Origin of the sequence: Neorhizobium sp. DAR64872/K0K18 (assembly GCF_050500175.1) — a bacterium.
GTDB lineage: Bacteria > Pseudomonadota > Alphaproteobacteria > Rhizobiales > Rhizobiaceae > Neorhizobium > Neorhizobium soli.
This window is the reverse complement of record NZ_CP191445.1, coordinates 218557-231861: the sequence shown is the minus strand read 5'-3', so window position 1 is coordinate 231861 and position 13305 is coordinate 218557. Positions and strand designations below refer to the sequence as shown.

13 protein-coding genes are annotated in these 13305 nt (G+C 58.9%); 11 read left to right on the top strand and 2 right to left on the bottom strand.

Annotation, left to right across the window (positions count from 1 at the left end):
- Nucleotides 1-58: 58 nt before the first annotated feature.
- The gene (locus tag ACQY1P_RS01075) at nucleotides 59-1075 is read right to left on the bottom strand and encodes a LacI family DNA-binding transcriptional regulator (protein ID WP_062577848.1); all 1017 of its coding nucleotides are present in this window, start codon (nucleotides 1073-1075) and stop codon (nucleotides 59-61) included.
- A 133-nt stretch (nucleotides 1076-1208) separates the two neighbouring features.
- Between ACQY1P_RS01075 and ACQY1P_RS01070 the strand changes: the two genes are divergently transcribed.
- The 9 genes from ACQY1P_RS01070 to ACQY1P_RS01030 all read left to right on the top strand — a co-directional run bounded on the left by ACQY1P_RS01070 (nucleotide 1209) and on the right by ACQY1P_RS01030 (nucleotide 10228).
- Nucleotides 1209-2243: a Gfo/Idh/MocA family protein gene (locus tag ACQY1P_RS01070; RefSeq protein ID WP_174197920.1), complete on the top strand. Its 1035-nt coding sequence runs from the start codon at nucleotides 1209-1211 to the stop codon at nucleotides 2241-2243.
- Nucleotides 2244-2293: 50 nt separating this feature from the next.
- Nucleotides 2294-3160, top strand: a complete 867-nt coding sequence (locus ACQY1P_RS01065; protein WP_197978140.1) for a sugar phosphate isomerase/epimerase family protein — start codon at nucleotides 2294-2296, stop codon at nucleotides 3158-3160.
- A 78-nt stretch (nucleotides 3161-3238) separates the two neighbouring features.
- Nucleotides 3239-4474 (top strand): ABC transporter substrate-binding protein, encoded by a 1236-nt coding sequence (locus ACQY1P_RS01060; RefSeq protein WP_430253522.1) that lies wholly within the window; start codon nucleotides 3239-3241, stop codon nucleotides 4472-4474.
- Between the two features lie 118 nt (nucleotides 4475-4592).
- Nucleotides 4593-5495, top strand: coding sequence for a carbohydrate ABC transporter permease (locus ACQY1P_RS01055; protein ID WP_062459955.1), 903 nt, complete (start codon nucleotides 4593-4595; stop codon nucleotides 5493-5495).
- Entirely contained in the window at nucleotides 5492-6319 is an 828-nt protein-coding gene (locus tag ACQY1P_RS01050) for a carbohydrate ABC transporter permease (protein WP_062577842.1), read from the top strand. Before ACQY1P_RS01055 ends, ACQY1P_RS01050 begins: the two co-directional genes overlap by 4 nt.
- Nucleotides 6316-7386 carry an ABC transporter ATP-binding protein gene (locus tag ACQY1P_RS01045; protein WP_430253520.1) on the top strand — a complete coding sequence of 357 codons (1071 nt, stop codon included), beginning with the start codon at nucleotides 6316-6318 and terminating at the stop codon, nucleotides 7384-7386. The genes ACQY1P_RS01050 and ACQY1P_RS01045 overlap by 4 nt, the downstream gene beginning before the upstream one ends.
- Nucleotides 7383-7604: a hypothetical protein gene (locus ACQY1P_RS01040; protein WP_162728381.1), complete on the top strand. Its 222-nt coding sequence runs from the start codon at nucleotides 7383-7385 to the stop codon at nucleotides 7602-7604. The genes ACQY1P_RS01045 and ACQY1P_RS01040 overlap by 4 nt, the downstream gene beginning before the upstream one ends.
- Before the next feature lie 40 nt (nucleotides 7605-7644).
- Nucleotides 7645-8319 carry a response regulator gene (locus ACQY1P_RS01035; protein WP_062459961.1) on the top strand — a complete coding sequence of 225 codons (675 nt, stop codon included), beginning with the start codon at nucleotides 7645-7647 and terminating at the stop codon, nucleotides 8317-8319.
- Between the two features lie 382 nt (nucleotides 8320-8701).
- Entirely contained in the window at nucleotides 8702-10228 is a 1527-nt protein-coding gene (locus ACQY1P_RS01030; protein WP_430253518.1) for a sensor histidine kinase, read from the top strand.
- A gap of 65 nt (nucleotides 10229-10293) precedes the next feature.
- Here the strand turns inward: ACQY1P_RS01030 and ACQY1P_RS01025 are convergent, their stop codons facing one another.
- On the bottom strand, nucleotides 10294-10641 hold the full coding sequence (locus ACQY1P_RS01025) for a hypothetical protein (protein ID WP_082476433.1): 348 nt from the start codon (nucleotides 10639-10641) through the stop codon (nucleotides 10294-10296).
- A gap of 321 nt (nucleotides 10642-10962) precedes the next feature.
- Between ACQY1P_RS01025 and ACQY1P_RS01020 the strand changes: the two genes are divergently transcribed.
- Both ACQY1P_RS01020 and ACQY1P_RS01015 read left to right on the top strand, forming a co-directional pair.
- Nucleotides 10963-12744, top strand: coding sequence for a mechanosensitive ion channel family protein (locus ACQY1P_RS01020; RefSeq protein ID WP_430253880.1), 1782 nt, complete (start codon nucleotides 10963-10965; stop codon nucleotides 12742-12744).
- Between the two features lie 233 nt (nucleotides 12745-12977).
- Complete coding sequence (locus tag ACQY1P_RS01015) at nucleotides 12978-13262, top strand: EF-hand domain-containing protein (RefSeq protein ID WP_113111390.1); 285 nt, start codon at nucleotides 12978-12980, stop codon at nucleotides 13260-13262.
- Nucleotides 13263-13305 lie beyond the last annotated feature (43 nt).

The window sequence follows — 13305 nt, the reverse complement described above, 5'->3', positions numbered from 1 at the left end:
TACCGCCACTGCTTGGTTTGGCTTGGATCGACGACCCGATCTACAGAGGCGGCAGTTCTCAGCTGCTCTCACCTTCAATCAGGTCCATGGGCCATACCAAACGTTTGACGGCATCAGGGTAGTGCAGCTTGTATTCCGGCATGACAGATAACAGACCCTCGGCAAGGCTTATGCCGAGATCGCGAAGAGAAAGACTGAAGCAGGTCAGGCTTGGTTTGAGAAACTGGGCCTGCGGGCTCTGCCGACCGATGATGGCGATGTCCTTGCCGGGCATCAGCCCGACCTCTTCCAGCCCACGGTAGAGCCCGGTCACCAACGTCTCGTTGACAAGGACAACAGCCGTCGGACGGGTTTCGCAGTCCATGATCTGACGAGCCACGCCATAGCCACCCGTTTCGCTCGGCGTGGCACGAAAAATGTGCTCCGGCGAAAGCGACAGATTGTGTCGGGCAAGAACCTCCTGGGATCGGTGAACGAACAGATGGCCGAGGTTCAGATCACCATTCGGCCAGATCAGGCCGATGTGCCGGTGACCGCTTTTCACAAGCCGCTCGATGGCGACCTCCGCCATGCCCTCGAAATCCAGATCGATCCAAGGCTGGCCGACATCGGTCTGGCTTCGCCCCAAGGTGATGAAGGGAATATTGTGGCGAGCGAGCAGTTCAAAACGCGCATCGTGGAGACGGGTGGCAGAGAGAATGACAGCATCCGCGAAGCCACGCGCGACGACGCGCTGAAGATAGGCGTCCGGGTCTTGGTCGGATGAACACAGCAGCGCGACGAGATCGAGCTTGTGACGGGCAAGGACGGTTTGCACGCCGTCAAAGACACTCATAAAGAACGTGTCGCCCTGGCCGGTAATTTCGGGTCCCGTCTGCATCATGAAGCCGATGACGCCTGTCGACCCCTTGCGCAGAGAACGCCCCGACTGGTTGGCGACATAGCCCAGTCTAGTGGCCGCTTCGAGAACCCGGCGCCGCGTCTCTTCATTCACGTCCGCCTTTCCGTTCAAGGCGCGGGACACAGTTCCTATTGATATATCTAGATAATTTGCCAGCTGGCGAATGCCCTTCATGAACTGCCTTTCCGCGGACCCGAATGCGTCGCCCAAAACAATATTGACAAATTCTGGCTCCTGTCCATACTACCGTAAACGTTTACGGAAAATCGGAAGAGGAGTTTCGATTTCCGTAAGGAGGAGGATACCAGTGACATACAATGCTGTTTTGTGTGGATGCGGAGCTATGGCCAAAGGCTGGCTCCGGGCGGTGCGGGACACGCCCCACATCAAAGATGCCATAGAAATCGTTGGCCTCGTTGATCTCGACCGAGCGACAGCTGAGGCGCTTGCAACCGAATTCAACCTTCAACAAGCGGTTATCGGGACGGATCTGGAAGTTGTTCTCGCGGAGACCAGGCCAGACATCCTGTTGGATGTCGTCATCCCCAACGCTCGCCATTCGGTGGTCAGCGCCGGCCTCGCCCATGGCTGCCACGTCTTAAGCGAAAAGCCGATGGCAACCTCCATGGAGGAAGCGCAGGATCTGCGCCGTGCCGCCAGCGCAGCGGGTCGTATTCATGCCGTCGTTCAGAACCGACGTTTCATTGCAGGCGTCCGCCGCATGCGTCGTCTGGTCGAAAGCGGCGCGATCGGCGAGGTCACGGGCATTCATTCCGATTTCTTCCTCGGCCCACATTTCGGTGGCTTTCGAGAAGAGATGGAGAATGTCCTGCTCCTCGACATGGCGATCCATACGTTTGATGCAGCGCGTTTCGTGTCCGGCAAGGCGCCCCTCTCGGTCTATTGCGTTGAAACCAATCCGACCGGCTCATGGTACGCCCATGGCGCTGCGGCCAATGCGATTTTCCGTTTCTCGGACGATGTGGTCTTTACCTATCGAGGTTCCTGGTGTGCCGAAGGCGAGCGCACCAGCTGGGAAAGCGCGTGGCGCATTGTCGGCTCGAAAGGCATGCTGACCTGGGATGGCGAAGATACGTTTAGGGCTGCCGTTGCCGGGAACGATCCCGGCCTCCTCCCGGGCTTTACGTCAATCGACGTCCCTGCCCCTGCCAGAGACGAGGAAACCCACGGCCACGCCAGCGTGATCGCCGATTTCCTCGATGCCATCAGCACCGGGCGCGAACCCGAAACAGTCAACCACGACAATATCAAAAGTCTGGCCATGGTGCTTGGCGCCATCGAAAGCGCCAAGTCGGGCCAATCCGTCGACATTTCAGCATAGGGACCGTGACATTGATCAACCAGCAGGAAAAATCCATTCGCATCGGCACCATGGTCAGCGCCTCGAAGGGGCAGGCTGCAGAACGCATTTCGCAGATCGCCGACATGGGGTTTGAAAGTTTCGAGCCCTTTTTCTGGCAGACGACCAATGGTCAGGACATTGCCGAGCTCGGCAAGCGCTGCCGCGAGGCGATTGGAGATCGCGACATTACGATGTCGACACTTGGCATGTTCGGTAACCCGCTCGAAGAGACCGACATGGACCTTCAGACGTTGCAGGGTTGGAAGGATTGCATCGACAACGCCCACCATTTTGGAGCGACGTGCGTTGCCGGCTTTACCGGCCGCATCCGCAACAAGCCCCTGCCCGACAGCCTTCCACGTTACAAGCAGATTTGGAGTGAGCTGGCCAAGCGGGCGGCGGACAAGGGTGTGAAAATCGCTTTTGAGAACTGCGCCATGGACGGCAACTGGGCGACGGGCGACTGGAATATCGCTCACAATCCGGATGCCTGGGAGCTGATGTTCAACGAGACCCCCGATGACAATATCGGGCTTGAGTGGGAACCCTGCCATCAGATGGTCTACCTCATCGACCCACTGCCGCAGATCCGCAAATGGGCTTCGAAGATCTTTCACGTCCACGGCAAGGATGCGACCATTCGGTGGGACGTCATTCGCGAACATGGCATTTTCGGCAAACATCCGTTCGTTTTGATGCGCACACCCGGTTTCGGCGACAGCAACTGGACGGACATCATCTCCGAGCTGCGACTGGCGGGCTGGTCCGGCTCCATCGACATCGAAGGCTGGCACGACCCGGTCTATCGGGATGGGCTGGAGATGACCGGACAGGTTCACGGTCTCAATCACCTGAAACAGGCGCGCGGCGGCGATTTCGTCGTCGACCCGGTTTAGATCGTTCAATGTTGGCGCGGCAAGGAGGAGGCCGCGCCGCGCGAAAGTGCATTCCGGAGAACCACAAAGGAGGACAAATTGGGTATCCGAACATATACGATCGCCATCGCTACGGCGTTTGCAGCAACTGCATCGCTCTTTGCGCTCAGCGCTCAGGCAGAAGACGTCAAGCTGACGCTATGGTCGCTCGACCGAGACATTCAGCCCGCCCCCAATCTCATCAAGGAATTCAACGCGCAGAAGAACGGCATCCTGATCGAATATCGCCAGATTCAGTTCGACGATGTGGTCAGCGAGGCGATGCGAGCCTATTCGACCGGTAAAGCACCTGACATTATCGCAATCGACAATCCAAATCATGCCATGTTTGCGTCCCGCAAGGCATTTCTGGACCTCACCGACATGATTGCCGGTTCAAGCACGATCAAGCCGGAAAACTACTTTCCCGGCCCGCTCGCCTCCGCCACCTGGGACGGAAAATATTACGGCGTGCCGAAAGCGACCAATACGATCGCGCTTTATTACAACAAGGACCTGTTCAAGGCCGCTGGTCTGGATCCGGAAAAGCCGCCGCAGACCTGGGACGAGTTGCTCGAGACCGCCAAGAAGCTGACCGACCCATCCAAGAATGTTTACGGCATCACCTTCTCGGCCAAAGCCAATGAGGAAGGCACGTTCCAGTTCCTGCCCTGGGCACAGATGGGCGGCGCCACCTACAAGTCCATCAACAGTGATGGGGCTGTCCGGGCGCTGACGATCTGGAAGCAATTGCTCGACGGCAAAATGACATCTCCGGACACGTTGACGCGCAGCCAGTGGGATTCCACGGCAACCTTCAATGCGGGCAATGCGGCGATGGCGATATCCGGACCTTGGGAAATCGACCGCATGGTGACCGATGCCAAGTTTGACTGGGGAACCGCGCTCTTGCCGGTGCCGCAGGAAGGTGCCGAGCGCTCTTCCGCTATGGGCGACTACAACTGGGCGATTTTCTCCAATACCAAACATCCGGAAGAGGCGTTCAAGGCGCTTGAGTTTTTCGCCTCCAAAGACGTCACCATGTACAAGGATTTCGGCCAGATCCCTGCCCGTTCCGACCTGCCGATCCCGCCGACCGGAAATGCGCTCAAGGATGCGGCCCTCAAGACCTTCGTGGAACAGCTGAAATATGCCAAGCCACGCGGCCCTTCGCCAGAATGGCCGAAGATTTCCAAGGCAATTCAGGATGCCGTCCAGGCGGCGCTGACCGGACAGATGGAGCCTAAGGCCGCGCTCGATCAGGCTGCAGAGAAGATCAAGCTTATCGAAGGCTGAGGCAGGACTGCCTTTCTCAGGAGCCGATGGCACTCGTGCCATCCACCTTTTCCTCCCGGAAGGAGCTGTCTCGTTCGTCAAGAGCGGACAGCTCCACACCGGATCTTATGGGGTTTCCATGAAAAGGATACTTTCCAGCATCACGGACGGCCGCGGCTTCGACATTGGCCTGGTCGGAGTTCCCTTTGCCTTCCTGTTCATTCTTGCGGGCTTGCCCCTGCTCTACAATATCCTGATGAGCTTTCAGGAAGTGGACATGTTCAGCCTGGGAAGCATCATCAGGCCATTCGTCGGCTTCAAGAACTACATCGATCTGTTCAAGCAGCCCGAAACCCTGCCCATTCTCTTCAACACCGTCATTTTCGTGGTCGGCTCGATCGCTGGCCAGTTTCTCATCGGGTTTGGCCTTGCACTGTTTTTCTGGGTCAACTTTCCGGGATCATCGTGGCTTCGTGGATTGTTTCTGGTCTCTTGGGTCATGCCGGGTCTGGTCGTCGGTGCGATCTGGAACTGGATACTCTCGGGGGACTTTGGCGTCCTGAACTTCTTTCTGCGTGAAAGCGGCCTGATCGACAGCAATATCTTCTGGCGCTCAGACCCCAATTTCTCGCTCTGGGCGGTCGTGCTCGCCAATATCTGGCTTGGTACATCGTTCAATATGATCCTTCTGTCCGTCGGTCTTTCCGCCATACCCGGCGATCTCTATGAAGCAGCCGAGCTGGACGGTGCAAACGCCTGGCAGCGCTTCTGGACCATCACATTGCCCATGATGCGCTCCACCATCGGTGCGATCATTTCGCTCGGGCTTATCTTCACACTGCAACAGTTCGATCTGTTCGCGGCAATCACGGATGGCGGGCCGAACAACTCATCCAATGTCGCCCAATACTGGGCCTGGGACCTCTCCTTCCGGCAATACGACTTTGGCAAAGGCGCGACGATCTCGGTCATCATGACTGTGTTCGTGATGTTTGCGGCTATCGTCTATGTGCGCTCGACCCGTCATGAGGTGCGCGGATGACTGAAACCAACCGAAACCGCCTGATGCTCGCCATCGCCATCATCATGGCGGCGATCTACCTGTTTCCGCTCTACTGGATGTACGTCACGGCTCTCAAAACGGGCTCTGAGATGTTTGCCACCCCGCCCAGCTTCTGGCCATCGACAGCGCAGTGGAGCACCTTCGCGTATGTCTGGGAAAGCCGGAACATGGGGCGCTACCTTTGGAACTCAACGCTGATCGCCTTTGGATCGGTGGCGCTCATCGCCGTTCTCGGTACCGGCTGTGCCTATGTACTGGCGCGGTACCGTAACCGCTGGGTGGATGTGGGCCTGTTCCTCATTCTGATGCTGCAGGTTCTGCCCGCATCGCTGATGATCACGCCGATCTTCGTCGGGTTCTCCCAAGTCGGCTTGCTGGACTACCCGCGCTTTGCCGTCATCCTGGCGATAGCGGCAAAGAGCATGCCGTTCTTCGTGGTCCTCGTGCGGGCGACATTCATGGCTGTGCCGATGGAGCTTGAGGAGGCCGCATTGGTCGATGGCAACTCGCGCATCGGTGCCTTCTTCAACATCGTGCTCCCGCTTGCCCGCAACGGTATTCTTGTCAGCGCCATCCTCATCTTCATGCAGGCATTCGGCGAGTTCGTCTATTCGAAGTCGATGATCCAGAACATCGAATTGCAGCCCGCAAGTGTCGGTCTCAACTCGTTCATGGGCCCAAACACCAGCGAATGGAACAACATCATGGCGTACGCAACGATGTACGTAACCCCGATCCTTGCCATCTTCGTCCTTCTGCAGCGCCGCATCGTTTCCGGCCTCACATCGGGAGCTCTCAAATGACCAATCAAATCGAATTGTCGGGTGTCAACAAATATTACGGTGCCTATCACGCGCTGAAGAACATCGACCTCACTATTCGCAAAGGCGCTTTCGTCGCCCTGGTGGGACCGTCCGGATGTGGCAAATCAACGCTTCTGCGCGCCCTCGCAGGGCTTGAATCGATTTCCGAAGGAAACCTGGTTATTGCCGGCGACCGCATGAACAACGTACCACCCCGCAAGCGGGATCTGGCCATGGTGTTCCAGTCCTATGCGCTTTACCCGCATATGACGGTTGAGGAAAACCTCACTTATAGCCTGCGCATTCGCGGCACCAAGAAGGCAGAAGCGAAGAAGGCGGCAGACGACGTGGCCGCCATTACCGGCCTGTCGGACCTGCTGCATCGCTATCCCCGCGAACTCTCGGGCGGACAGCGACAGCGTGTCGCGATGAGCCGGGCCATTATCCGCAATCCCAAGGCCTTTCTGTTTGATGAGCCACTGTCCAACCTCGACGCCGCCCTGCGTGTCCATATGCGCAAGGAAATCAGGGCACTGCATGACCGGCTTGGCGCGACCTCGGTCTATGTCACGCACGACCAGATCGAAGCGATGACAATGGCTGATCACGTCGTGGTCATGCGCCAGGGCGTGATCGAGCAACAGGGCCAGCCGCTTGAACTCTATGACCGACCGGTCAACCGTTTCGTTGCCGGATTTATAGGATCGCCGGCCATGAATTTCATTCCGGCAACGACAGGACCGGATGGAAGAAGCCTCATCCTGGATCTTGGCCGGCCACAGACGATCGGTCTCGACAGAACCATTCCGGCCAATCGAAATCTTGTCGTCGGTCTGCGGCCCGAACATCTTACCATCGCCGAAGACGGCAAGGGTTTGTTGGAAGCACCAGTGGCCTTGGTCGAGTCGACAGGGTCAACGACCTTCGTCACAACGGCAACGACGCCCGCATGTGTCGTCGTCGTAAACGGACGCGTTCCAATAACCGGCGGTCAAACCGTCGGATTGAATTTCCTGCAGGAACACATTCATCTGTTCGATGCGGAAACGGACAGTCGGATTGAATGATTGATGCCTATGGCGACAAGCGTAACCACGCTCTTGAGCCGGGTGGCCGCGTCCGACGGCTTGCAGAAATCGTTCTGGCCGGTTTTGCTGAGCGCAGCTGGCACCGTTGTTTTTCCGCTGCGGCTTTCTTCTCCGCATTTTCCCCTTGCGGTCCGCCAATTCTGACCCGCCACACCCCCATGTTCATGGCTGGCGCGGTTTGGGAATTTGCTCAATAATCCTTTCTGGCCAAGCCGAGGCCTGAAAGCGAGTGTTATCTTGAACACCCAAACGGAGAGAGCCGGACCTATATCCGTTGTCATCGTCGAGGACGATGGACCAACACGTCAGCGTATCGCTGACGGCCTGTCCGACGCTTCCGCATTTTCGGTTCTTCAGGCGGGAACGCTCTCGGAGGCGCGCCAAGTGCTGGGGTCTGGTTATCCTGATGTGCTTCTGACTGACCTCCAGCTACCCGATGGCCATGGCATGGACCTGATCCGCGACGTCCGGCAGCATAGCCAGACCACCGAGATCTTGGTCATCTCCATCCTGGGCGATGAAGAAAGCGTCATTTCGGCTATTTTACTCGGTGCCAACGGCTATCTGCTGAAGGACGCTCTGCTGACCGACATCGCCGACACGGTGCGCGATCTTATGCGGGGCCACTCGCCAATCTCGGCCTCGATTGCCCGTTTCATCGTCAAACGGACGCAAGGCGTCAAGGATCCCGTCGTCGGGACGGACTTGAATACCGCCAAGCTGACAGCGCGCGAAATCGACATTCTGTGGGGCATCGCAAAGGGTTTCAGCTACGCCGACATCGCGGATTATCTGGGTATTTCACGCCAGACCGTTCCCGGCTACATAAAGAACATCTATCGCAAGCTCGAGGTGAATACCCGCGGTGAGGCCGTATTCGAAGCCTTGCAGCAGGGCTTGATAAAGCTTTAGGATGAAAGCTGCCGCTCACCAAGTTAGAAGGATGGCTCGACCGCGTGGCAGGATCGGCTGGCTGCTGCTGTACCTGGCGCTTCAACCTGTCATCATCGTCCTTTGCATTCTGGCCCGCCAAATCGGCCCGCCCTTGCCTCCTGCGGTCTATAAACTGAGCGGCGTTGAGCTCCAGGACGCGACAGACCAATTCCGTTCTGTGGACCTCCCGGACTTTCGCCCCGTCTCCGAAGATGCGACCTCCTCTGCGATTTATCGCGTCTCACTCGAACGACCGACCACGCAGAAAGATGTGGCATGGAGCATTTTCGTGCCGCGCTTTACCACGGGCGTACAATTCGAGGTTAACGGCTCAATGATCCACGATACGCACCGGAATGTTATGAGCCGCAGACCCGACCGCAATACGTCCGCCATAGCGACGATTCCGGAAAGCCTGCTGCATGAGGGGCGCAATGAGCTGATCATTCACCTCGTCACATGGGGGCCGGTCGGCGGCTATCTGGACAGCGTTTATGCCGGTCCGGACAAGGTCCTCAGACCGGTTCACGATCAGCGGTCAATCATGTTCGAGACCCTGCCCCTCATCCTCGTTGCCGGACAGGCGACATTAGGAGCGATCCTCGGCCTGATCTGGATCAACCGCCGGAACGATCGCAGCTATGGGCTGCTTGCGCTCGCCATGCTGATCGGTTTTTTTCAGTATTTCGTCTCGATGCCAGCATCACCACAGACGCTCGGCCTCGTCGGCGCTGCCGTTGTTACGCAAGCGCCGCTGGTTCTGCACTTCATCGTACGCTTCATCGACATGCCGCCACCGCGTTGGCTTCATCTCACATTCGTACCCGGCATTATCATTGCCTTGGCGGGCCTTACGGGACAGCATGATTTACTTCACGCAATCTTCCTGCCGCTAGGGCCACCAACGATTGCTCTCTGCGCCGCCGTTGCTTGCGTGCTCTTGGGCAACGCAGCTCTGCGCGGAAACCGAAAGGCGCTGATAATGGCGCCTGTATTCTCAGTCATGCTGGGATGCGCCATGAACGATATCCTGACGGTCAGCCGGCTCCTTCCGGGTGAACGGATCTTTATCGGCTGGTTCGGTTATTCGATCGTCCTGATCGTCATCGGAGTCTGGCTGACCTGGCGTTTCGTCCAAGCTTTGAATGATGCCGACAGTTTCGCCGACCGGTTGGTGAAGCAAGTGTCGGAGGCCGAGGTCAAGCTCAGGGCAAGTTTTTCCCGCGAAGAAGAACGCGCAAGGGCGGCGGCTTTGGCCTCGGAGCGGACGCGATTGATGCGGGACCTGCATGACGGGTTGGGCGGGCAACTCGTCAGCATCGTCGCTCTTGCCGAACAGCCGAGAGATACAACGAATACAATCGGAGATGCCGCTCGCGCTGCGCTGCGCGATCTTCGTCTGGTCATCAACGCAATGGAAGAGATCGATGGCGACCTCATGCTTGCCCTTGGTTCTTGGAGGGAGCGGATATCAGGCCAGTTGCGCGCCCACGACATGCAGCTCGTTTGGAGCGTACAGTCGTCACACGGACTTCCCGTCTATCCAGGCCTGCGTCCAAGGCACGTTATCCAGGTTATCAGGCTGCTTGACGAAGCTGTCACCAATGCGATCAAACACTCGGGCGCATCGATCGTGACGATCATGATCGAGACCATAGCTGGCCCCGACGGCGACGCGAGGGGCCAGATCTCCGTCAGGGACAACGGTTGCGGCTTTGCGGTCGATGCGGTGAATGGGGCGGGGACGGTGCAGGGCCGGGGCTTGCTCAACATGAAAAAGCGCGCAGCCCTCTGCGATGTGACCCTGTCCGTTACAAGCGCACCGCTCGGCACGACGGTCTCGCTGCTGCTACCCGCCGACTTCCCCGAAGCCGCCCTAGGGGGCTGATGCCAGCGGGGAGCGCGCGGATAAGGTCATAGGAACCGAGCGCGGAGACACTTCCATCGCCTGGACTATCTGATGCCGAGACGGTTCCTCGGGCCACCACGATTGACCGGCGCTACACCGAGACCGGGTGCGCGAACGCCCGGCCTGCGGACACAGCCAACCGGCAAGCCCGGAGCAGTACAATAGATCGCGGTCCTTGCCACGGGACGCGCCACGCAACCAAGCGGAACCCCCGGCGCCGTGCAGTAGACGACCACCGCGGCCGGGGGGCGCACCACGCAGCCTTTTGGGACGCCGACGGCGTTGCAATACACGACGGCCGCCGCCGGCGCGGCCGTGAAAATTGGCGCTGCCAGCACGGCAAGATAGGTAAGGGCCAATGCGGCCTTGAAACCATTTGGGCGATGTTTCATGGCGAATGTCTCCCGGATTCTAAACTGCGCCGACGGATACCGGCTTGCCCCCATCATGCCCGTTTCCGGTGCCGCGAATACGCCATGAACATGGGGTGGATGCGCATCTTAAACGCACCTAATGGTTGAAACTATCGGTTGCTCGCCAGGCCGGTTTGCCCGGCGAGCCGTAGTTTCTCTGCAAGTGCGAACGGGACTGGCACGATGGACGTCTCCGCGACTGCAACAGGCCCGTCCCCGGCCCCCGATCAGTCTGTCGTCAACGTCGCGGACTGGATCGTCAGTGCAGAGCAGGTCGTCGATCGTCTCGAGACGGCGTTGGTGGACACGGCGCTCGCCCTGCCACATCTTGATCGGGAACTGTTATGGGCGGGCACGGTGTCCATGACCTCGGCGCCCAGGGTTCTCGCCCTCAGCCTTGGCGCCGGCGGTGTCGTCATGCTGATTTTTCTGCTGAGCAGTTACGGGCTGAGAGGCCGACGCGAGGCTGCCGCGCGCGAACGCGTCCCATTCCTCGCCGTCTTGAAACGGACGGCCTGGAGCCTTGTGCCGTTGCTGGCCGCCATCGCGGTGGGGCGCGCAATAGCCGTTCGACTGCTGAGCGCCGATCCGCTCGGGGATGGTTTTGCCAGGGAGTTTCTCGTTTCCGTCATCTACTGGCTGTCTGCCATTACCTTTCTCGGCATTGTCTTTTCGCCCCGCACTCCTCAATTGCGGCTTCTGCCGCTGGACGAGAGCGGCGCGGAAAAAGGACTTAGGCGAAGCGCCGTGATCCTGGCGTGCGGATACCTGATGGTGTGCCTTCTGGCAGCAGCCGCCCGCGTCGGCATGCCGCCGAACTCGGTGCGGCTGCTGGCGATACTCGGCGCGTTTGCCATGACGGCGGCGGCTCTTCGATTGCTGCATCTTCTGCGCCGGCACGGCCTGACGCCGCGGCTACACATGGTCGCCGCCTGGATGATCCTGCTGGTGTCAGGCTTGTGGATATGGGGCTGGCTGATGCAGCAGTTTGACCTGTACCAGGGGATCAAGGGAACAACGATCGCCCTTATGCTGGCGCTGGCCTTCGATCGCTCGATCGCCCTCTCGATCCAGCTGTCGCGCAAGCCCGAGGTGATGCGTCGACTGTTCGTGGTGCGGGTGGTGATCGATGCCTTGGCGGCAGCTGTCATCCTCAGGCTGATCGTCGAGTACTGGCTGGTCGGCACGCTTGCGGTCATCCCGCAACAGGATTGGCCGCGATACTCTCGGCAGATCAATTTTTCGCTTATGGTGCTGGTGCTCGCTGCCGTGCTCGCCGCGGTTACCCACGCATGGGTAGAGTCGCGCATGATGCCGAAGGAGGCTCTCACCTCGCTGGAAGACGCGGAGTTGCACCTTGCGCGTATGACAACGGTTCTGCCGATCCTTCGTGTGGTCTTGCTGGGGCTCATCGGATCGATTTTCTCGCTGGTGACCCTGTCGGTTTTAGGGGTCGACACCACTCCCATCATAGCCGGCGCCGGCATTTTGGGTCTAGCCATCAGTCTCGGGTCCCAGGCGTTGGTGAAGGACGTAATATCGGGCATTTTCTGGATGCTGGACGATGCTTTCCGGCTCGGCGAAGAGATTGAGATCGACTCCACTCCCGGCAGGGTGGAGCAGATACTGATCCGCAGTCTCAGACTGCGCGGCTTGGATGACAGGCTGCATACAATTCCCTACGGCCAGATCGAGACCGTTGTCAGCCGCAGTCGCGGACTCGTCCTCGCTCGGGTGAGCCAGAGACTGGAGAACGAAACGGACGCCGTCGGGCACGCGCGGTTACTGCGGTTGGCGGCGTCGACCCTTCGAAGCGAAACCAGGCTTCAGGCCGATATCGTCGGCAAGATCGCCATCAGCCCGCCTGAAGCCCATCTGCAGACCAGGGAGCTGGTGTTGAGCTTCAATTTGGCGCGTGCCGCAGCGGTGACCGCCATTCCCCTGATCCGCTCTCTGCTGCTTGAAGTGATCGAAGCCTCCGGCTTCGATCTCGCGCCAGATGGCGTCCATGTCTCCCTTGCTGAAAGGCGCGCCACGGCAGCCCCGGTGGCTGGCACACTGGACGAGGTGCAGACCCCATGAACATGGGATGGCTTCACTGCAGCCTTTGGTTGATCGTGCCGTCCAGCATCGCAGGGACATTGACCAGTCCCTTGGAGCAGGTCCTGCGGCCTCGTCGCGAAGAATTGGTCCGGATTAGTTGATGCTGGCAGTTCCGCAACTGAAGAATGGACTGCTGACCGCGTCCGCCCGGCAGGAGGCTCCCGACACAGGGATCAACCTGGCGGATATCGCAACACTCAAAGGAGATCGAAATGGCAAACGTTAAGCTGATCACCCCTGTTCTGATCGTCTTCGGGGGGCTCGCCGTCGCTTCGAGCGGCTATGCGCAACAGGAGGCCTTCATGACCGCAGACAAGAACGCCGACACGATGCTGGACCAACCCGAATTCAAGGTTTTCATCGACACGATGGCCGCGTCCGGAAAGCCGATAGCCCTCAAGGTCAAGCAGGCCGGTCGCTACAACCTGGCGTTTGGCCGGATCGACAAGGACAAGAACGGACTCCTGACGCCGAACGAGTTGCAGTCGCTGAAATAGCTGCCGCTCCCTGAGCAGGCCTGCCACGACATGCGCAAGGGAA